Annotated in this window: 19 protein-coding genes; 18 read left to right on the top strand and 1 reads right to left on the bottom strand. The window is 41.8% G+C overall.

Annotation, left to right across the window (positions count from 1 at the left end):
• Positions 1–73 precede the first annotated feature (73 nt).
• From truB to ACFVS1_RS13090, 16 genes are all read left to right on the top strand, one after another.
• Complete coding sequence (truB, locus tag ACFVS1_RS13165; RefSeq protein ID WP_387547968.1) at positions 74–994, top strand: tRNA pseudouridine(55) synthase TruB; 921 nt, start codon at positions 74–76, stop codon at positions 992–994.
• Between the two features lie 33 nt (positions 995–1,027).
• A complete protein-coding gene (gene ribF, locus ACFVS1_RS13160) occupies positions 1,028–1,978 on the top strand; it encodes a bifunctional riboflavin kinase/FAD synthetase (protein WP_387547965.1) in 951 nt (316 codons plus the stop codon).
• A 135-nt stretch (positions 1,979–2,113) separates the two neighbouring features.
• Positions 2,114–2,383 carry a 30S ribosomal protein S15 gene (gene rpsO / locus ACFVS1_RS13155; RefSeq protein WP_053345367.1) on the top strand — a complete coding sequence of 90 codons (270 nt, stop codon included), beginning with the start codon at positions 2,114–2,116 and terminating at the stop codon, positions 2,381–2,383.
• A gap of 319 nt (positions 2,384–2,702) precedes the next feature.
• Positions 2,703–4,820, top strand: a complete 2,118-nt coding sequence (gene pnp / locus ACFVS1_RS13150; protein WP_230177479.1) for a polyribonucleotide nucleotidyltransferase — start codon at positions 2,703–2,705, stop codon at positions 4,818–4,820.
• A gap of 158 nt (positions 4,821–4,978) precedes the next feature.
• Positions 4,979–5,938, top strand: a complete 960-nt coding sequence (locus ACFVS1_RS13145) for a polysaccharide deacetylase family protein (RefSeq protein ID WP_352921399.1) — start codon at positions 4,979–4,981, stop codon at positions 5,936–5,938.
• A 46-nt stretch (positions 5,939–5,984) separates the two neighbouring features.
• Entirely contained in the window at positions 5,985–7,211 is a 1,227-nt protein-coding gene (locus tag ACFVS1_RS13140; RefSeq protein WP_241615843.1) for a M16 family metallopeptidase, read from the top strand.
• A 162-nt stretch (positions 7,212–7,373) separates the two neighbouring features.
• Positions 7,374–7,643, top strand: coding sequence for a YlmC/YmxH family sporulation protein (locus ACFVS1_RS13135; protein ID WP_241591230.1), 270 nt, complete (start codon positions 7,374–7,376; stop codon positions 7,641–7,643).
• A gap of 229 nt (positions 7,644–7,872) precedes the next feature.
• Positions 7,873–8,775 carry a dipicolinic acid synthetase subunit A gene (gene dpaA, locus ACFVS1_RS13130; RefSeq protein ID WP_230177688.1) on the top strand — a complete coding sequence of 301 codons (903 nt, stop codon included), beginning with the start codon at positions 7,873–7,875 and terminating at the stop codon, positions 8,773–8,775.
• Complete coding sequence (locus ACFVS1_RS13125) at positions 8,772–9,374, top strand: dipicolinate synthase subunit B (protein ID WP_101224686.1); 603 nt, start codon at positions 8,772–8,774, stop codon at positions 9,372–9,374. The genes dpaA and ACFVS1_RS13125 overlap by 4 nt, the downstream gene beginning before the upstream one ends.
• Before the next feature lie 211 nt (positions 9,375–9,585).
• Positions 9,586–10,641, top strand: coding sequence for an aspartate-semialdehyde dehydrogenase (gene asd / locus ACFVS1_RS13120; RefSeq protein WP_098370982.1), 1,056 nt, complete (start codon positions 9,586–9,588; stop codon positions 10,639–10,641).
• A gap of 77 nt (positions 10,642–10,718) precedes the next feature.
• Complete coding sequence (dapG, locus tag ACFVS1_RS13115) at positions 10,719–11,945, top strand: aspartate kinase (protein WP_352921395.1); 1,227 nt, start codon at positions 10,719–10,721, stop codon at positions 11,943–11,945.
• A 50-nt stretch (positions 11,946–11,995) separates the two neighbouring features.
• Positions 11,996–12,862: a 4-hydroxy-tetrahydrodipicolinate synthase gene (dapA, locus tag ACFVS1_RS13110; protein ID WP_387547958.1), complete on the top strand. Its 867-nt coding sequence runs from the start codon at positions 11,996–11,998 to the stop codon at positions 12,860–12,862.
• A 275-nt stretch (positions 12,863–13,137) separates the two neighbouring features.
• Positions 13,138–14,808: a ribonuclease J gene (locus ACFVS1_RS13105; RefSeq protein WP_352921393.1), complete on the top strand. Its 1,671-nt coding sequence runs from the start codon at positions 13,138–13,140 to the stop codon at positions 14,806–14,808.
• Positions 14,809–14,939: 131 nt separating this feature from the next.
• Positions 14,940–15,686: a ClpP family protease gene (locus ACFVS1_RS13100; RefSeq protein WP_034313566.1), complete on the top strand. Its 747-nt coding sequence runs from the start codon at positions 14,940–14,942 to the stop codon at positions 15,684–15,686.
• Positions 15,683–15,910 (top strand): YlzJ-like family protein, encoded by a 228-nt coding sequence (locus ACFVS1_RS13095; RefSeq protein ID WP_241591238.1) that lies wholly within the window; start codon positions 15,683–15,685, stop codon positions 15,908–15,910. The genes ACFVS1_RS13100 and ACFVS1_RS13095 overlap by 4 nt, the downstream gene beginning before the upstream one ends.
• Positions 15,911–16,148: 238 nt before the next feature.
• On the top strand, positions 16,149–18,479 hold the full coding sequence (locus ACFVS1_RS13090) for a DNA translocase FtsK (RefSeq protein WP_387547953.1): 2,331 nt from the start codon (positions 16,149–16,151) through the stop codon (positions 18,477–18,479).
• Positions 18,480–18,508: 29 nt separating this feature from the next.
• Here the strand turns inward: ACFVS1_RS13090 and ACFVS1_RS13085 are convergent, their stop codons facing one another.
• Positions 18,509–18,808, bottom strand: a complete 300-nt coding sequence (locus ACFVS1_RS13085) for a DUF6509 family protein (protein ID WP_352921389.1) — start codon at positions 18,806–18,808, stop codon at positions 18,509–18,511.
• Positions 18,809–19,112: 304 nt separating this feature from the next.
• Here ACFVS1_RS13085 and ACFVS1_RS13080 point away from each other — a divergent pair, with 304 nt between their 5' ends.
• Both ACFVS1_RS13080 and ACFVS1_RS13075 read left to right on the top strand, forming a co-directional pair.
• Entirely contained in the window at positions 19,113–19,838 is a 726-nt protein-coding gene (locus ACFVS1_RS13080) for a GntR family transcriptional regulator (protein WP_101224693.1), read from the top strand.
• A gap of 160 nt (positions 19,839–19,998) precedes the next feature.
• Positions 19,999–21,096 carry a BMP family lipoprotein gene (locus ACFVS1_RS13075; RefSeq protein ID WP_144527119.1) on the top strand — a complete coding sequence of 366 codons (1,098 nt, stop codon included), beginning with the start codon at positions 19,999–20,001 and terminating at the stop codon, positions 21,094–21,096.
• Positions 21,097–21,281: the final 185 nt, after the last annotated feature.

Raw genomic sequence — 21,281 nt, 5'->3', positions numbered from 1 at the left:
CCTATCGGAATTGGAATTCATTTTGTTTTTATGAGAATAATTTAGGGTGTTTTATAAATGATGAGGTGAAAGCGTGAACGGTATTCTTCCATTATGGAAACCCAAGGGATTGACATCCCATGATTGTGTTTTTAAATTAAGAAAGATCCTAAAGACAAAAAAGGTTGGGCACACAGGTACTTTAGATCCTGATGTAACAGGGGTTTTACCTATTTGTATTGGCAGGGCAACCAAGATAGCCGAATATTTGACAGAAGCCGGAAAAGCGTATGAAGGGGAAGTTACCCTTGGTTTTTCAACGACGACTGAAGACGCAAGCGGTGAAAAAGTGGAAGAGAAAAAGGTTGATCAAGTGATTCAGCGTAAACGGATTCTGGAAGTGCTGGAATCACTGACTGGAAAGATTGAACAGACGCCGCCAATGTATTCAGCAGTAAAGGTAAACGGGAAGAAGTTATATGAATATGCCCGTGCAGGGGTGGAAGTGGAGAGGCCGACAAGGGAGGTCACCATTTATGATATTACCCTTCTCGATGATCGTTCTGAATTCAAAGGGGAGACCATTTCTTTTCGGTTTCGCGTCAAATGCAGCAAAGGAACATACATTCGTACGCTTGCAGTCATGATGGGGGAAGAATTGGGTTTCCCTGCCCATATGTCAGACTTGACTCGTATTGAATCAGCTGGTTTTAAGCAGGAGGATTGTTTCACATTTGCGGAAGTGGAAGATTTCATGGAAAGTGGACAAACGGATAAATTTCTGCTGCCTTTGGAACGGGGATTATTTCATTTGCCCAAATTTCAGATTAGTGATAAAGTAGCAAAGAAAGTACTTAACGGTGCGGTATTGGAGCAACCAAAGGATGTTGTTGTTGATAAAGGGATGCCTTTTGTTATGGTCGACCCAGCAGATAAGGCCATTGCCATTTATCAAATACATCCGACAAAAGAGGGATTAATTAAACCTGTAAAAGTATTGGCACAAGAATTATAGACCGTTTTACCGCCGGAAAGAGGAGATTGAAAGGTGAAAGTGATCGCAATAGAGCATCCTCATCAATTTAATTCGGATGATTTTCCTGAGCTTGTAATGGCGCTTGGATTTTTTGATGGTATACATAAAGGTCATCAGATAGTTATTCAGACCGCCAAGCAAAAAGCCGAAGAAATGAATCTTAAGTCAGCAGTCATGACATTTGACCCACATCCTTCTGCAGTACTGGGTAGGAAAACGGAAAATATCCGCTATATCACTCCACTTGAAGATAAAGTGGCTATCATAGAGTCGATGGAGATAGATTATTTATTCATTGTCCATTTCAGCAAGGAATTTGCTTCGGTACTGCCGGAACGGTTCGTTGACGAATACATTGCCGGGCTGAATGTCCGTCACGTAGTTGCAGGCTTTGATTATTCCTACGGTCGCTATGGTCAAGGGTCGATGGAAGATTTGCCTGCTTATGCACAGGGCAGATTTTCACAGACAGTCGTCGCAAAACAGACAATGGAAGATGAAAAGGTTAGCTCGACGAGAATCAGGGAAACTCTAAGTAATGGCAGCTTTACCGACTTTTATCATTTGGCTGGCCGCCGCTATTTAACGAAAGGACATGTCGTTCACGGTGAAAAGCGGGGCAGGAAATTGGGTTTCCCCACCGCTAATATTGAAGTGGGTGATGATTATATTTTTCCTGCTGCCGGCGTATATGCCGTCAGGATCAAAATAAGCGGTAAATGGTATAAAGGGGTTTGCAATGTCGGCTACAAACCTACATTCCACGAAGAAAAACCTAAATATCCGACTGTGGAGGTTCATGCCTTGGAGTTCTCAGGAGATATTTATGGCAGCCAGGTCTCGGTTGAATGGCATACAAGACTTCGGAGTGAGCAGAAATTTTCCGGACTGGAAGCGTTGGTCGCTCAGATTGAAACGGATAAGCAAAATGCCATAGACTATTTTGCAAATCTTGAAGGATAAAAGACAAGACTTGCAATTTTAATGAAAAACATGTATTCTATTGTATGTATGAAAATAACCATTGCTTGGCTAGTCGAGACTCCGACGCTGGCTCGGTAATAGGTGATTTTACAGAATTTTAGGAGGAATAATAACATGGCAATTACACAAGTACGCAAAAACGAACTTATCGCTGAGTTCAGAACTCACGATACTGACACTGGTTCTCCAGAAGTTCAAATCGCAGTATTAACAGAAGAAATCAACAACTTGAACGGTCACTTACGCACACACAAAAAAGACCACCATTCACGTCGCGGTCTTCTAAAAATGGTAGGTAAACGTCGTAATCTTTTAACTTACCTACGTAACAAAGACGTTACTCGTTACCGTACACTAATTAACAAATTAGGTCTACGTAGATAATTTTTTCAGGAAGGCGGGAAATTTCCCGCTTTTTTGATGTTAATCAAATGATTTGGACGTATTCTACTTAAGGCTGGGCCTTCGTCCTTGGGACTCGGCAGGAGCCGGGTCCTTTTCCATTTATAAATGATCGGGATATACATAATCAAATGAATGAAATTTTTATTCATTTTACTGTTAATGCTTGTTTTTTTCGTGCATAATAGGAATAGTTTGGTTTTAACTCGAGTTTAGTTACTTTTCACATATAAATGATTTATCAAATACAGGTTTAGGTAAACTAAGCCTCTAAGTGAAGATTCAGAGAGGGGTTTAATAAATGGGACAGGAAAAACATACGTATTCATTTGACTGGGCCGGCCGTAATGTAACGGTAGAGATAGGGCAATTGGCCAAACAAGCGAACGGGGCAGTTTTAGTCCGTTATGGAGAGACTGCTGTATTAAGTACAGCAACGGCTTCGAAGGAACCTAGAAATGTCGACTTTTTCCCTTTGACAGTCAACTACGAAGAAAGACTTTATGCAGTCGGTAAAATTCCGGGAGGCTTCATTAAACGTGAAGGACGACCGAGTGAAAGGGCAATTCTTGCAAGCCGCTTGATTGACCGTCCAATCCGTCCGCTTTTCGCCGATGGCTTCAGGAATGATGTTCAGATCATCAGCATGGTTATGAGTGTCGATCAAGATTGTTCTACGGAAATGGCAGCTATGCTAGGTTCTTCACTTGCACTTTCAGTTTCCGATATTCCGTTCGAAGGGCCAATTGCCGGAGTTGTAGTGGGAAGGATCAATAATGAATTCATTATTAACCCTACTGTCGATCAATTAGCTAAAAGTGACATCAATCTGACGGTTGCCGGCACTAAAGATGCTATCAACATGGTTGAAGCCGGAGCAAATGAAGTGCCAGAGGAAACGATGCTTGAAGCAATCATGTTTGGACATGATGAAATCAAGAAGATCATTGCATTCCAAGAGAAAATCGTTGCTGAAATCGGCAAGGAAAAAATGCAGGTCACTTTATATCAAGTGGATGCAGAACTGGAAGCAGAAGTGAAAGGCCTATGTGAAGCAGACTTGAACAAAGCTGTACAAGTTCAGGAAAAACATGCTCGTGAAGACGCGATCAAAGAAGTAAAAGATCGTGTATTGGGTCATTATGAGGAAGAAACTGATGAAGAAAAATTAAAGCAAATCAAAGAAATCCTGAATAAATTGGTCAAATCCGAAGTCCGTCGTTTAATCACGGAAGAAAAGGTGCGTCCGGATGGCCGTAATCCTGACGAAATCAGACCATTATCATCTGAAGTTACCATTCTGCCACGTACACATGGTTCCGGATTGTTCACACGCGGACAAACCCAAGCTCTATCCATCTGTACATTAGGTGCACTTGGTGATGTGCAGATTCTGGACGGACTTGGTACCGAAGAGTCAAAACGTTTTATGCACCACTATAACTTCCCGCATTTCAGTGTCGGTGAAACTGGACCCATCCGTGGGGCAGGACGCCGTGAAATCGGTCATGGTGCACTTGGTGAAAGGGCATTGGAGCCTGTTATTCCAAACGATAAAGACTTCCCTTATACAATCAGACTTGTTTCTGAAGTGCTTGAATCAAACGGTTCAACATCACAAGCAAGTATCTGTGCAAGCACTTTGGCAATGATGGATGCCGGTGTTCCATTGAAAGCTCCAGTTGCCGGTATTGCCATGGGACTTGTCAAATCAGGTGAGCACTATACAATCTTAACGGATATACAAGGCATGGAAGACCATCTGGGAGACATGGACTTTAAAGTCGCAGGTACTTCAAAAGGTGTTACTGCCCTACAAATGGATATTAAGATTGAGGGTCTATCAAGAGAGATTCTTGAAGAAGCTTTACTTCAAGCCAAACATGGCCGGATGCATATTTTGGAATCAATGATGTCAACAATCAATCAACCGCGTGAGCAGTTATCCAAATATGCTCCAAAAATCGTTACAATGTCCATAAATCCGGATAAGATCCGTGATGTGATTGGACCGAGCGGAAAACATATCAACAAAATCATTGAAGAAACTGGCGTGAAAATCGACATCGAACAAGATGGAACGGTATTCATATCTTCTACTGATGAACCAATGATTCAAAAAGCGAAGAAAATCATTGAGGATATCGTACGTGAAGTCGTAGTGGGCGAACTATACTTAGGTAAAGTTAAACGTATCGAAAAGTTCGGTGCCTTCGTTGAAATCTTCAACGGTAAAGACGGTTTGGTACATATTTCTGAACTGGCTGAAGAAAGAGTCGGAAAAGTGGAAGATGTCGTTTCACTTGGGGATGAATTATTGGTCAAAGTTACTGAGATCGATAAGCAAGGAAGGGTAAACCTTTCCCGTAAAGCGGTCTTGAAAGAGCAAAAAGAGGCAGCCAACCCTTCTCAATCGTAATGAAAAATGAAAATCCGGCATGCGGTTCCTTGCGAATCTGCATGCTTTTTTTTGTTTAAAAGTATGGGGATATCCATAGTGTGAATGGCGTTAAAAGGATGTCAAGTTCTACCTTGTCCGTTTTCTTCATACATTTTGGTATGAAGGGGGCGTAAAAAATGAATAATAAATGGAAGCAGATAGTTGCGATAAGTGCCATTGCAGGTATATCATGGTTATTAGTGCAAAATCCATATACACAAATTTACTTGACCCAATTAACCGATGATTCAGTTGCTTCAATGAAGCAAGAAGACGAGCTTCTTTTACAAATAAAAGAATCAACAAAAAAATATGAGATTGCACCACAGGATGCACGAATAGATTCTGTCTGGAAAACCGTTCCTGCATATAACGGCCTGAAGGTAAATATTGATGATTCGTATAAAGCCATGAAGAAGGAGGGCGTGTTCGATAAAGATAAGCTGGTGTTTCAGCAGGTTCCTGCGAAGATACATATGGAGGATCTGGATCCGGCTCCGATTTACCGTGCCCATCCCGAAAAGCCAGTCGTTTCATTTTTAATCAATGTGGCCTGGGGGAATGAGTACTTACAAGATATGTTGGCCGTGTTAAAAAAGTATAATGTCAAGGCCACTTTTTTCCTGGAAGGCAATTGGACCAAGAAAAACCCAGATTTGGCCAAGATGATCAAGGGTGGCGGACATGAAATTGGAAATCATTCTTATTCACATCCCGATATGAAAAACATCTCCGCACAAGCTACACGTGAGGAAATTCGAAAAACGAACGAAGTCATTGAAGCGGTGACGGGTTTGAAAATGAAATGGTTCGCACCACCAAGTGGAAGCTACCGGGACGAAACGGTGAAAATCGCGGATTCTTTCGGCATGGAGACCGTCATGTGGAGTGTGGATACGATTGACTGGCAAAAGCCAAGCCCTGAAGTCCTTCAACAAAGAGTGCTTTCTAAGGTACACCCAGGAGCATTTATATTGATGCATCCGACGGAATCTACTGCAAAATCACTGGAAACGTTAATAATTGAAATAAAAAAGAAAGACTTAGATGTTGTTACCGTTTCGGAAGCAGTAGATGAAGAGCGATCGAATCCATAATGTATTGGTTACGATAGCAGCATAGAATGATTGGGAGGAATGTTAGTTGATTAAGAAATACACGTGTCAAAATGGAGTAAGAATTGTATTGGAAAATATTCCAACTGTACGCTCTGCAGCAATTGGAGTATGGATCAAAACAGGTTCAAGAAATGAAACACCGGAATTGAATGGGGTTTCACATTTCTTGGAGCATATGTTCTTCAAAGGGACAGCTACGCGAAATGCGCGTGAAATTGCCGAGTCATTCGATAGTATTGGCGGACAGGTGAATGCATTCACTTCAAAAGAGTATACATGCTATTATGCAAAAGTAATGGATAACCATGCAAGCTATGCGCTTGAAATCCTTGCTGATATGTTCTTCAACTCAACGTTTGATGGGGAAGAATTGAAAAAAGAAAAAAATGTCGTCTACGAAGAAATCAAAATGTACGAAGACACACCAGATGATATTGTCCATGACCTCTTAAGCAAGGCGGTATATGAAAATCATCCCCTTGGCTATCCGATACTTGGCACGGAAAATACGCTTGAAACGTTCAATAGTGATACATTAAAAAAATACGTCCATGACATGTATACACCCGATAAAGTAGTTGTATCCATTGCTGGGAATGTAGATGAAAAAATGATTAAGGAAGTCGAAAGCTACTTTGGCTCGTATCAAGGAGGGGAAGATCGTCTTGAATTGGTCAAGCCTTCCTTCCATGAAAATAGGATCACCCGTAAAAAAGATACGGAACAAGCCCACTTATGCCTTGGCTACAAAGGGTTGGAAATCGGAAATGATAAAACATACAGCCTGATTACCTTGAATAATATTCTTGGAGGAAGCATGAGCAGCCGCCTATTCCAGGATGTCAGGGAGCAACGAGGCCTTGCCTATTCCGTTTATTCCTATCATTCCAGCTATCAAGATAGCGGTATGGTGACAGTATATGGGGGGACAGGCACAAATCAGCTTGACAGCCTGTATGAAACCATTCAGGAAACACTGGATACTTTAAAGAGGGATGGCATTACCGAAAAGGAATTACGGAATAGTAAAGAGCAACTTAAAGGCAGCTTGATGCTTAGCCTTGAAAGCACGAATAGCCGCATGAGCCGGAACGGAAAAAATGAGCTGATGTTGGGTGAGCACCGTACCCTTGATGATATCATCATCAAGATTGACGAGGTGACGGAGGATACTGTCAATGAATTGGCAAACCAGATCTTTACGGAACATTCCTTGTCATTAGTGAGCCCGCTGGAAAACTGGGATAAATAATGACGAACACGCCTGCACCTTCCTTTAATTAATGGGAGGTCAGGCTTTTTTTCTTTGAATGCGGGAGGATCCAATGTTATGGACAATATTTGGACAAATGCCTTCTAAGTTTACCTTTTTCGGATATAGATTGAATAGAAGGCGAAAAAGGGGGAAGCGAATTTGAGGTTGAGCGAATTGAGCGGTAAGGAAATAGTCGATGTGAATAGGGCGGAGAGATTAGGGGTCCTTGGTCAGACTGATTTGGAAATAGATGAAACTGGACAAATTACCTCATTGATCATCCCATCTGTCAAATGGTTCGGCCTTTTAAGGAATGGCAGTGAAATAAGAGTTCCTTGGGAACATATAAAAAAAATCGGTGCAGATATGGTCATCATTGATTTTCAGGAAGGACTTTCACTTAAAGACGGAGAGCATATGGATGGATGACCACGCTTGTGCCAGGCACCTTGAACTTCTTGGAACGCAAGCTCGAAAACGCCTTAGCTGGCAATAGCTATGGCGTTTTTTCTTTTCTTATCACCGTTTTTTAAGTGAAAACATAAGATGGCAGGGTAACTAGAGAATGTAGCAAAAACCGAATTGCTTCTTGAAGGAATTGTATATCATGAAGCAAGGAATGTTTAGGATCTTTTATATAAAGAAGGTGACGGTTTTAATGCTCACAGGCATGCAAATCGCTGTAATTGGTGGAGATGCGCGTCAGCTTGAAGTTGTCCGTAAACTGACGGAGCTTGATGCAAAGCTATTATTGGTAGGTTTTGAACAGCTCGACCATGCTTTTACCGGAGCGGTTAAGGAAAAAATGGAAGATATAAACTTCAAGGAATTAGATTCAGTTATTTTACCTGTCCGGGGCACGGATTCAGATGGGAAAGTAGAAACAATCTTTTCCAGTGAAGAGGTTGTTTTGACTGAAGAAATGATAAAAAATACCCCGGCACATTGCATTTTTTATGCAGGAATCAGTAACGACTACCTTAATGAGATATTCAAGAAAGTGGATCGTAAACTCGTTCTATTGTTCGAACGTGATGATGTGGCTATTTATAATTCGATTCCCACTGTTGAGGGGGCAATCATGATGGCCATTCAACATACGGATTTTACTATCCATGGATCGAATGTAGCCGTTCTCGGACTGGGAAGGGTCGGAATGAGTGTAGCCCGGTCATTCCATGCACTTGGAGCAAAAGTGAAGGTGGGGGCAAGAAAAAGCGAAGATATTGCGAGAATCAGTGAAATGGCATTAGCTCCTTTTCATTTAAATGAACTCGCTGCAGAAATGAAAGATGTTGATATATGTATCAATACGATTCCTTTTCCGATAATTACCGCAAAAGTTATAGCCAATATGCCCGTTCATACATTAATCATCGACCTTGCTTCAAAACCGGGGGGGACGGATTTTCGTTACGCTGAAAAAAGGGGAATTAAGGCGCTGTTGGCACCGAGCCTGCCGGGTATAGTTGCCCCGAAAACAGCTGGTCAGATATTAGCGAATGCACTGGGACTATTGATTCAAGGCGAGTTCTTGAAAAGGAAGGGGAAAATGATATGAGTCTCAAAGGGAAACGTATTGGTTTCGGATTAACAGGATCACATTGCACATATGATGAAGTGTTTCCGGAAATAGAAAAACTTGTAAATGAAGGAGCGGAAGTCATTCCAATCGTAACATCCACTGTCCAAAACACAGAAACCCGTTTTGGAAAGGGAGAGGACTGGGTCGAAAGAATAGAAAAATTGACGGGGAACCATGTCGTTGATACAATCGTCAAAGCAGAGCCTTTAGGACCTAAATTGCCACTTGATTGCATGGTGATCGCTCCTTTAACGGGTAACTCAATGAGTAAAATGGCAAATGCACTTACCGATTCGCCAGTACTTATGGCTGCAAAAGCGACGATGAGAAATCATCGTCCAGTCGTGGTCGCCATATCAACAAATGATGCACTTGGGTTAAATGGTGTCAATCTAATGAGGCTGATGGCAGCTAAAGACATTTATTTCGTCCCATATGGCCAGGATAATCCCAAAGGTAAACCAAGTTCCATGGTTGCAAGGATGAGCATGATAAGGGATACGATCATCGCGGCACTGGAAAGGGAACAGATTCAACCTGTCATCGTCGAAAGGTTCAAGGATGATTTAGTCTGACAAAGTATTCTGCCTCAATCCCGCTTTCTATCGACTGACATATATGCATAAATTTGTAGGTTGAAGTTATAAAAAACCACTCCACTACCAGAATATTTTGTTAAAGTGCGACCCTTTGGAATGTTAATGTGATAAAATAAATGATATTCTGAAAAAGAAGCAGTAAATCCAATAATAACTAATTTAAGAGATAGAAAAGGAGTATGTATAAATGACTGAGACACAGGGATTGCGTATTGCAGTTGTGGGAGCAACTGGAGCAGTAGGACAACAAATGATTTCAACACTCGAACAGAGGGACTTACCGATTAAGAAAATCATCTTTTTATCATCGGCTCGTTCCGCAGGAATCAAACTTACGTTTAAGGGCGAAGAAATCGAAGTGCAGGAAGCAAAACCTGAAAGCTTTGAAGGCATCGATATCGCTTTATTCAGTGCTGGAGGAAGCGTGTCTAAGGAATTGGCTCCAGAAGCAGTGAAACGCGGTGCGATAGTGGTGGATAATACAAGCGCATTCCGGATGGATGAAAATGTGCCGCTAGTCGTTCCTGAAGTAAATGAAGAAGACTTGAAACAGCATAATGGGATCATAGCAAATCCGAATTGTTCAACTATCCAAATGGTTGTGGCATTGGAACCTATCCGCAAGACATACGGCTTATCAAAAATTGTTGTTTCTACCTATCAGGCTGTTTCGGGTGCAGGTGCAGCAGCGATTAATGAATTAAAGGAACAAGCTCGCGACTTGCTCGATGAAAAAGAAATAGATCCGAAAATTTTACCGGTAAAAGGGGACGAAAAGCATTATCAAATCGCATTTAACGTCATTCCCCAAATCGATAAATTTCAAGATAACGGGTACACGTTCGAAGAGATGAAAATGATTAATGAAACAAAGAAAATCATGCATATGCAAGACCTTCCAGTGGCAGCAACTTGCGTGAGGCTTCCTGTTGTAACAGGTCATTCGGAATCTGTATACATTGAAGTTGAAAAAGAAGGCATAGCGGCTTCTCAAATAAAAGATTTAATGAAAACGGCACCTGGAATAGTGTTAGAAGATGAACCGGAACAACAAGTTTACCCTACGCCTGCTTCATCCGTCGGCAAGAATGATGTATTCGTCGGTCGGATACGCAAAGATTTGGATGAAGATAAAGGCTTCCATTTATGGGTGGTTTCCGATAATCTATTAAAAGGGGCAGCTTGGAATTCGGTTCAAATTGCTGAGAGCCTTTTGAAATTAGGTTTGGTTACCGTTAAGTAAAATCAAATTCCAATAGGATAGAGAGTTTTTGTCAGCTTCCCGGATTGGGAAGCTGGCTTATATTTGGGGTGCATATTATGAAAATTATCGTCCAGAAATACGGTGGGACATCCGTTCGTGATGAGGAAAGCCGTTCATTCGCCAAGGGGCATATTGAAAATGCGATTAAAGAAGGCTATAAAGTGGTGGTTGTAGTTTCAGCAATGGGAAGAAAAGGCGATCCTTATGCAACGGATACCCTACTTTCCCTGGTAAATGGAGCGAAAGCCTGCCTTTCAAAACGAGAACAGGATTTACTTATGTCAGTAGGGGAAACGATATCATCTGTCGTATTTACGAACATGCTCTTGGAACATGGTATTGATGCTGTCGCATATACTGGAGCTCAAGCGGGATTCTTGACGAATACCGACTATTCAAGTGCGAAAATTATCGAAATGAAATGCGACCGTCTCATGAAAGAACTTGAGGTGAAGGATGTTGTCGTTGTAGCAGGTTTCCAGGGAGCGGCTAAAAACGGGGACATCACGACCATCGGGCGTGGTGGAAGCGATACTTCTGCCGCAGCATTAGGTGCGGCATTGCAAGCTGAACGGGTCGATATTTTTACGGATGTGGAAGGAATCATGACGGCAGATCCACGTATTGCCGATCAAGCTCGTCCATTATCAATCGTTTCATATACGGAAGTTTGCAATATGGCATATCAAGGGGCAAAGGTCATTCATCCTAGAGCTGTTGAAATTGCGATGCAGGCGAAAGTCCCGATTCGGATAAGGTCAACATACAGCGAAGGCTTGGGAACACTTGTTACAAGCATGAACAAGGGAAGCCAGGGCAGTGACATCCGTGAAAGGCTCGTGACCGGGATTGCCCATGTACCAAAGATCACTCAAATCAAGGTCCGTGCGAAAAAAGATCAATATAATCTACAGGCAGAAGTTTTTAAAGCAATGGCCAATGCCTCCATTTCAGTGGACTTTATAAATATTTATCCAAACGGCGTAGTTTATACCGTTTCGGAGGATATGACAGAACTTGCCCTCACGATTTTGGCCGAGCTTGGTCATGAACCGGTCATTGAACGGAATTGTGCCAAGGTTTCAGTAGTCGGTGCAGGCATCAATGGAGTCCCAGGCGTTGCAGCGAAGATTGTCACAGCGCTTTCCGAAAAGGAGATTGCCATTCTCCAGTCAGCGGACAGCCATACGACAATTTGGGTACTCGTAAAAGAGGAAGATTTAATAGAAGCAGTTAATTCCCTGCACTATGCGTTTCAATTGCATGAAAGGGAAGTCCAATAAACAGGTTTTTTAATAATTAAAGGTTTTAAAAATTAAAGAGGTGTTTGATAATGATATTTGGTAGAGTATCAACCGCAATGGTCACCCCTTTCGATAGCAAGGGAAATGTTGATTTTCAAAAGACGACTTCATTGGTTAATTACTTATTAGCGAATGGAACCGATTCGCTTGTGCTTTCGGGAACGACAGGGGAATCTCCAACTTTATCTTCGGAGGAGAAAATCGCCTTATTGCGTCATGTTTCAAAGGTTGTTGAAAAACGTGTGCCCATCATCATGGGTACAGGAAGCAACAATACGTATGCGTCAATCGAGTTGACAAAAAAAGCGGAACAAAATGGCGCCGATGCGATAATGCTGGTTGCCCCGTATTATAGTAGATCGAATCAAGAAGGTCTGTACCAGCATTTTAAGGCTATTGCAGCCAGTACGACTCTCCCTGTTATGGTTTATAATATCCCTGGGCGCGCTTCGGTAAATATTGAACCGGAAACGATCATCCGCCTTTCAAAAATCCCTAATATCGTAGCCGTTAAGGAAGCGAGCGGGGATTTAAACGCTATGACCCAAATCATAGCCGGCACGGAAGAAGATTTTGCATTATATAGTGGTGACGACGCATTAACACTCCCAGTATTGGCGATTGGTGGTGTGGGTGTAGTCTCGGTTGCTTCACATATTGCAGGTAATGAGTTACAGAAAATAGTGGAGGCCTTCATCAGCGGGAACTTGAAAGAGGCAGCCAGGCTGCATCAGGAACTGTTGCCGCTTATAAAAGGTTTGTTTGCAGCGCCTAGCCCTGCACCTGTCAAAACAGCGCTTCAGTTATATGGAATTGACGTTGGATCGGTGAGACTTCCAATCGTGCCATTGACTGAGCAAGAGCGCCTTGCATTAACCAAGGTATTAAAAAAATAAAAAGACACGGAACAAGCTGATCGTTGAAGATTGGCTTGTTTTTACATAATGATGTATATGAATGGGATATACTTTCCGTTTTCGGATGAAAATATTTGAATTTTATTATCAATTGAAACCGGAAGTACAAAGGATCTCTTACATAATGGGTTGTTTTATTGGATTAAATGAAAAAGTCCCTCTGAAAATGGTAAGTGTTGTCATGTTTTTTGAACATCGGTTATAATGAAATCATTGGGAAATTATGAACGGGATTTTTTAAGGAGGATATTCGATTGGGTAAAGATAAAAATAATGGAATAAAAGTGATTTCTCTTGGAGGACAAGGGGAACTTGGTAAAAATATGTACGTCGTTGAGGTGAACGAGGACATCTATCTTCTTGATGCAGGGTTAATGCTGCCAGAAGACGAAATGCTCGGAATCGATGCGGTTATCCCAGATATTACGTATTTGATGGATAATAAGGAACGGGTACAGGGAATATTCATTTCCCATGGTCATGAAGACCATATGGGAGCGCTTGCTTATGTCTTGAAATATTTACCGGTACCTGTTTATGGAACAAAGCTTACTCTCGCTTTAATCAAAACGAAATTAAAGGAAGATGGCTTTAACGGCAGGGCGACATTCACTGAAATCGATTCGGATTCTCTTTTAAGTTTCCCTCAAGCAGCCGTGTCTTTTTTCCGGACAAACCATAGTATTCCTGATTCCGTCGGAGTCGTGATCCACACTCGTGAAGGTGCAATCGTTTATACAGGGGATTTCAAATTCGATCAAGCAGCAACAGATTTATATAAACCGGAAATCGGTAAAATGGCGAGTATCGGTGAAGAAGGTGTCCTATGCTTGCTTTCGGATAGTACCGGAGCCGAGAGGCCAGGTTATACGACATCAGAAGCAGTTGTGGCCAAGGATATTACAGAGGTATTCCATGCTGCCTCCGGAAGGATCATCGTTGCGTGCTTCGCTTCGAATATTAACCGGATTCAACATGTTTTCAATGCAGCGGCAGCAAGTCGCAGAAAAGTGGCAGTTGTAGGGAAAAGCCTGCAGCGCGTTTATGAAACAGCCTTGAACCTAGGTTACTTAAAGGTCGAAGAAGAGCTGATAATCCCAATTAATGAAATAAGCCAGTATGACGACCGTGAAATCGTCGTGTTATCGACCGGTCATCAGGGGGAGCCGATTGCGGCACTTCAAAAAATGGCAAAACAAACCCACAAGCAGGTGACAATCAAAAAGGGAGACACAGTTTTGATCAGTGCATCACCCTTACAGGGCGGCGAACTGATTTTATCCAAAACCGTCGATTTGCTATACAGGGTAGGTGCGGAAGTAGTATCTGCAAATAAATATAAAGTGCACGTAACGGGTCATGGCAGTCAGGAAGAACTGAAAATGATGATCAATTTGATGAATCCTAAATTCCTCATCCCTGTACATGGGGAATACCGCCATTTATATGCCCATCAAAAAGTTGGGGTTGCAGCGGGGATTAAGCGTGAAAACATCATCATTGCCGAAAAAGGTGATGTCATCGAACTTAAGAGCAATAAAATGGGTCTTTCCGGTAAAGTTTCTGCAGGAAATATCTTGATAGATGGCAGCGGCGTTGGAGATGTGGGTAATATCGTTCTTCGTGATCGGCGCTTGTTATCCCAGGATGGCATTTTGATTGTAGTGGTCACGTTGAACCGTCAGGATAAAAGCATTGCAGCTGGCCCTGAAATCATTTCAAGGGGCTTCGTATATGTTCGCGAATCAGAAAAAATGATTGGCGAAGCAACTGAAATAGTAAGTGAAATCGTAAAGAAAAATGGGTCGCGCCAACCTTTTGATTGGTCCACGCTGAAGCAGGAAATGCGTGATGCGTTAAACCAATTCTTTTATGAAAAAACGAAACGCCGTCCAATGATTTTGCCGATCATCATGGAATATTAAGTAAGGAACCCCTGATTTAAGCAGTCAGGGGTTCTTTTTTTCTGTGTCAAACCTCTTATATCTTGAAGAATGAAGTCCGAGTCTCGAGACATAATAAAGCTATAGGCTATAAGAAGAAAGGGGTTGGCATAGTGGATAATGCACCATTACCAAATGAAAATGAAGGCAAGCAGGAAGGTAAGAATTCAACTTTAATCGAGAAAATCCAGCAGCTGGGAGCTACCAACGTTCCGCAACTATCTCAGGACTCAAAAATCCATTGTTTGACGATCATTGGACAAATTGAAGGACATATGCAGCTGCCGCCTCAAAATAAAACGACCAAATATGAACATGTTATTCCGCAAATTGTGGCAATTGAACAAAATCCCAATATAGAGGGACTACTAGTCATTTTAAATACAGTGGGAGGAGATGTCGAAGCGGGACTAGCCATCGCAGAAATGCTGGCTTCGCTTTCAAAGCCATCCGTCTCGATTGTACTTGGGGGAGGTCACTCGATCGGTGTGCCGATTGCGGTTTCGTGTGACCATAGCTATATTGCTGAAACAGCAACGATGACGATTCATCCCATTCGTTTGACAGGTCTGGTCATTGGCGTGCCCCAAACCTTTGAATACTTGGATAAAATGCAGGAAAGAGTCATCAAATTTGTTACGCGGCACTCCAACGTTACGGAAGAAAGTTTTAAGGATTTAATGTTTGCTAAAGGAAATTTAACTCGTGATATCGGTACGAATGTAATTGGGGCCGAGGCAGTTGAAATCGGAATGATCGATGATGTAGGTGGAGTAGGCCAGGCGATGAGAAAACTGAATAGCTTCATGGAAGAAAGAAGGCCAAAAATTGCCGGGGAAGAGGAGGGGCTTCTGCAATGACGCTTTATACGATCGTTCCTGAAGAAATAATTTTCCCTCATCACCATGAGAAGACGGCAAATTTAATAGAAATGATCTATAATGGCGTACATGTGATGGTTGAACATGACGGGGGCCGCACGTTTCGCATTGATCGAATTGTGAGCACAGATCCTGAGGATTATATGAATGTACACATTCAGCCAGGAGCTGTCATAAATGTGTTCCAACAGATGAATCCTTAGTAAAAAAGACTAACTGAGGTAAATTATGATATACTGGAATGAAAATCAGCAGCCGCTTGGCTGCTTTATTCATTATATGGGAAAAATGTCCGCCTTAAGAATGAATGGTATTTATATCAAGGACAGGGTCATATTTATTTGGTATAATCAGTAGCGAACGTTTGTTTCGTGAAGGGAAATCATGCAGTGATGTTGAATTGGAAAGTTAGAATAGTTTCATAAAGAATCAGGTGATATTATGGCAAAGAAGAAACGAAGAAAAAAGAATAGTACAGAAAAGTTAAAACTAACACTTAAATATGAATTGATTGGCCTCACTATAATAGGTTTGGCCATCATTGCCATTGCCAAGCTTGGGGCAGTGGGAAATGGGACGGTCTTTTTAATCCGCTTCTTCATGGGGGAATGGTATATCCTCTTTTTGTTGGGAGCAATTGCAACTGGGTTCTATTTGATGATAAAGAGAGAGGTCCCTTACCTGTTAAAACGGCAATTCGTCGGGATGTATTTCCTTGTTGCGAGCATGCTCCTACTGAGTCATGTGACGCTGTTCAACATGCTTGCAGATGGAGGGCCATTCACGAAGCCCAGCGTCATTTCGAATACATGGGAACTATTCTGGATGGAAGTGACCGGCAAGGCCAGCACAAAGGACCTTGGGGGCGGTATGATTGGAGCGATATTATTTGCAGCCTCATACTTTTTATTCGACGAAGCAGGATCGAAAATCGTTTCATTCCTTTTTATCATTGTAGGTGCCGTCCTATTGACAGGGAAAACGTTAGGTGAAACCCTCGGGAAGTTTTTCATGGGTCTTGGCGGCTTTTTCAAAAAGCAATGGTCCGCATTCAGAGATGATATGAGAACGTGGAATGAAGACAAAAAAGAAAAGAAAAAGAATCCGGTTAAAAAGAAGAAACGGGAAAAAGAACCGGTGGAAGAAACGGATCATCCCCTTCTTCAAGAAGAGGATACACAGCAAATGGCGACGGAGCGGATCATTTCCAGCTTTGCTGATAAAGCCTATAGCGACGAAGACGAAATAATTCCGGTCGTTGCGGAACCTGCAGCTGATAATAAAGAGGACCAGGATGATGTCGTTCCGCCTATGAATTTTACGGAAGTGGAGAATAAAGAATATCTTTTACCGCCTCTTACTTTATTATTGCAGCCCAAAAAAACGGACCAAAGCGGAGAATACCAATTGATCCATGAAAATGCGGCGAAGCTTGAGCGCACCTTTCAAAGCTTTGGAGTAAAAGCTAGGGTCACTCAAGTTCATTTAGGCCCAGCCGTAACCAAATACGAAGTTCATCCGGACGTAGGGGTGAAGGTAAGTAAAATTGTCAGCCTATCGGATGACTTGGCCCTTGCACTGGCCGCAAAGGATATTAGAATCGAAGCTCCGATTCCCGGAAAATCGGCTATCGGAATAGAAGTGCCCAACTCCGAAGTGGCAATGGTGTCATTAAGGGAAGTTTTAGAGGCCAAGGAAGTTGACAAGCCTGACGCAAAACTGCAAATAGGCCTAGGTCGGAATATTTCCGGTGAAGCGGTTAAGGCGGAGCTCAATAAAATGCCCCATTTACTAGTGGCTGGTGCTACTGGCAGCGGGAAATCCGTTTGTATCAACGGGATTATCACGAGTATCCTGATGCGGGCAAAACCGCATGAAGTGAAAATGATGATGATCGATCCAAAAATGGTGGAGCTGAATGTCTATAATGGAATTCCCCACTTGCTCGCACCTGTAGTGACAAATCCAAAGAAAGCTGCACAGGCTTTGCAAAAAGTGGTCAGTGAAATGGAAAGGCGCTATGAGCTATTTTCTCATTCCGGTACGCGTAATATTGAAGGCTACAATGATTATATTAACCGGTATAACATCGAAGAAGATGCCAAACAACCGCTCTTGCCTTATATCGTAGTGATTGTCGATGAGCTGGCGGATTTGATGATGGTCGCCTCAAATGATGTAGAGGATGCCATCACACGGCTTGCGCAAATGGCACGTGCCGCTGGTATCCACTTGATAATTGCCACTCAGCGGCCATCCGTAGATGTAATTACAGGGGTCATTAAAGCGAACATCCCATCTCGGATTGCTTTTAGTGTCTCATCAATGACTGATTCGAGAACGATCCTCGACATGGGCGGAGCTGAAAAACTGTTAGGCCGGGGTGACATGCTCTTCCTGCCTGCAGGAGCTTCAAAACCGGTTCGCGTTCAAGGTGCCTTTTTATCCGACAATGAAGTCGAGGAAGTTGTCACATATGTCATTTCACAGCAAAAAGCACAATACAACGAAGAGATGATACCCGATGAAATTGCAGAAACATCAAATGGTGAAGTCGAAGATGATTTATATGGGGATGCCGTGTCCTTGATCGTAGAAATGCAGACTGCATCGGTTTCCATGCTGCAGCGCCGTTTCCGGATTGGCTATACGAGGGCAGCGAGATTGATTGATGAAATGGAAGCGAGGGGAATTGTCGGTCCATATGAAGGCAGTAAACCGCGAAATGTGTTGGTCACTAAAGATGAACAAGATGAAGCGCATTCATCATAGGTAAAAAAACCGGGCTGCTGCCCGGTTTTTTAATTATTCATCGCCTCGTCTAAATGTCTAAGGCAGAAGTCGGTAATCATCGCTTCTTCATCTTCTTCTAAATCGAATTCGAGTGCGCCCTCATTACCTTTTTCAAAAATATCATATTTAATCAATTTTCCAGCTTGCTCTTCCACTGCAAAAAGCACCCGGATATATAAACCATTTTCTGAAAAGAGCTCATCCTCTTCAGGCACTTCAATATCCAAGAACAACTCGTAACGTTCCCCGGACAAAATACCAAATGGATCATTCAATTTTTCAATCGTGTATTCTGTAATCTTTAACATCTTGTGTACATCCCTTCAAAGAAGATAAATCCTATTATACAGGAAAACAGCATCTTGAACAGAGCAGCATTCATTTTGCTTTTTTAAAAAAAAATTATCTGATTTAGGAGAATAATCGTACAAATCCAGCGGCCTTTTCTAGATTAAAAGACACAGGGAAGGGTAATTTCTCCTAAATTCTTTTAAAGTAAATAGTAAAACACTATTTATTTATGTCAAAAAAAATGTTATATTATTTTCGATTAGTAGGAATGATTCAACATCAGAGGTCTGATGTCTTAAGAAATTAGCTGGGGGAAACTGTATGTCAATAAAATCAGATAGTCGACATTTATATTTGCAGGTCATTGATTACCTGAAGCAGGATATTGAAGCTGGAGTCTATCAGGAAAATGAAAAATTCCCTTCAGAATTCGATCTTGCAAAAAAATTGGGAGTTAGTAGGGCGACACTTCGAGAAGCGCTGCGAATTTTAGAAGAAGAAAACATCATCATTCGCCGCCACGGAGTGGGGACTTTCGTCAATCCGAAACCTCGGTTCACTTCAGGTATCGAGCAATTAAAAAGTGTCACGAACATGATTGAAGAGGCAGGAATGAAACCGGGTACGATTTTCTTAAGCTCGACGGCCCAAGAACCTACAGAAGAGGATATACGCAGGTTTTCGTGTTCGACAGATGAACGCATCGTCATCATCGAACGAGTGAGGACTGCTAATGGGGAGCCAGTTGTCTACTGTATTGACAAAATTCCTGAATCTATACTATCAGAAAATTTTGACCGTAATGATGAGTCTCTTTTAGATATATTGGAAAGAGATGCGCATCGGAAAATTACGCATGCTGTAGCTGAGATTGAGCCTATTGGATATCATGAGAAAGTTTCTCCTATCCTTAAATGCTCGCCAGAAGCCGCACTGCTCGTTCTAAAGCAGATGCATCTGGATGATTGGGACCAGCCTATCCTGTATTCTGTAAACTACTTTAAAGCCAATATGTTCAGCTTTCATGTTCTTCGTAAACGTGTGTAGGCCTTGACTCTGCAAACGGGTGAATGCAAGCGTTTGTTTCGATTCCGAAAAAGTCGATCAAGCGGATGCAAAAAAAATTAACGAGAAGTGAAAACGCAAACATAAATGACTTTTCAGAACATTCCTGCTCAAAAAACTATGTAAATTAGGGGGATAAAAATTGAAAAAGCGCAAATTAGGACTAGCTCTTTCACTTGTTCTTGCAGCCGGTACGCTACTAGGAGCATGTGGTAATTCAGAGAATGATGATAAAGAATCTTCAAATGGGAAAAACAAAGATAACTTCACGGTATCGATGGTTACCGATATTGGCGGTATCGACGACAAATCCTTCAACCAATCCGCTTGGGAAGGTCTTCAAGCTTTTGGTAAAGACAATGGATTGGAAAAAGGAAAAGACGGCTATAATTACATTCAGTCAAAATCAGATTCTGAGTATACAACGAACCTAAATACACTTGTTAAAGAAAATTATAATATTATCTATGCGATTGGTTACGCATTAGCGGAATCGGTTGATGAGGTGGCAACACAGCGTCCTAAATCTCAATTTGCAATCGTTGACAGCGTTGTAAAACAAGACAATGTTGCAAGCATCGTTTTTAAAGAGCAACAAGGATCATTCCTAGTGGGCGTTATTGCCGGTTTACAGACTAAATCGGATAAAATAGGCTTCATCGGCGGTGTGGATTCCGAACTAATCAAGAAGTTTGAGGTAGGCTTTAAAGCTGGTGTGCTATCAGTAAATCCGGATGCGAAAATTACAGCGCAATATGCAGGGTCATTTGGAGATGCAGCTAAAGGTCAGCAAATGGCAAATAACATGTATTCTTCTGGAATTGATATCATTTACCAAGCGGCTGGTGGAACAGGAAACGGTGTATTCACTTCTGCTAAAGAATTGAAGAAAAAAGATCCTAAAAAAGACATTTGGGTTATCGGGGTAGACCGTGACCAAAAAGAAGAAGGCGCATTGAAAGTTGATGGAAAGGATTATAATGTTACTTTGACTTCAATGGTAAAACGTGTAGATGTTGCAGTTCAGGATTTAGCGAAAAAGACAAAAGAGGGTAACTTCCCTGGTGGAGAAACGATTGAATACGGTCTTGAGGAAAACGGGATCATGATTTCGGAATCTCAAGAAAATGTAACTGAAGAATCATTAAAAGCGGTTAATGAATACGTGGAAAAAATTAAATCTGGCGAACAAAAAACTCCTGGTACTGAAAAAGAATTAAAGGAATTAGGATTTAAATAATTCATTCAGAAATGAAAAGGAATAAGAAGGTCTGTTGAAGGCCTTCGAATCCTTTTTCATATGGATGAAAAACCGAATGAAAGACTATGAAACTTTTTGTAGTTTTTCATTTGGTTTTTTATGAAAAAACCAAATGAGAACTATTAGGAATCTATCAATATCTCCTAGTTAGGTATCAGAATCCT

The sequence above is a fragment of the Peribacillus sp. NPDC058075 genome, from assembly GCF_042885195.1.
In the GTDB taxonomy this organism is placed as follows: domain Bacteria; phylum Bacillota; class Bacilli; order Bacillales; family DSM-1321; genus Peribacillus.
This window is presented reverse-complemented; position numbering and strand designations above follow the sequence as displayed.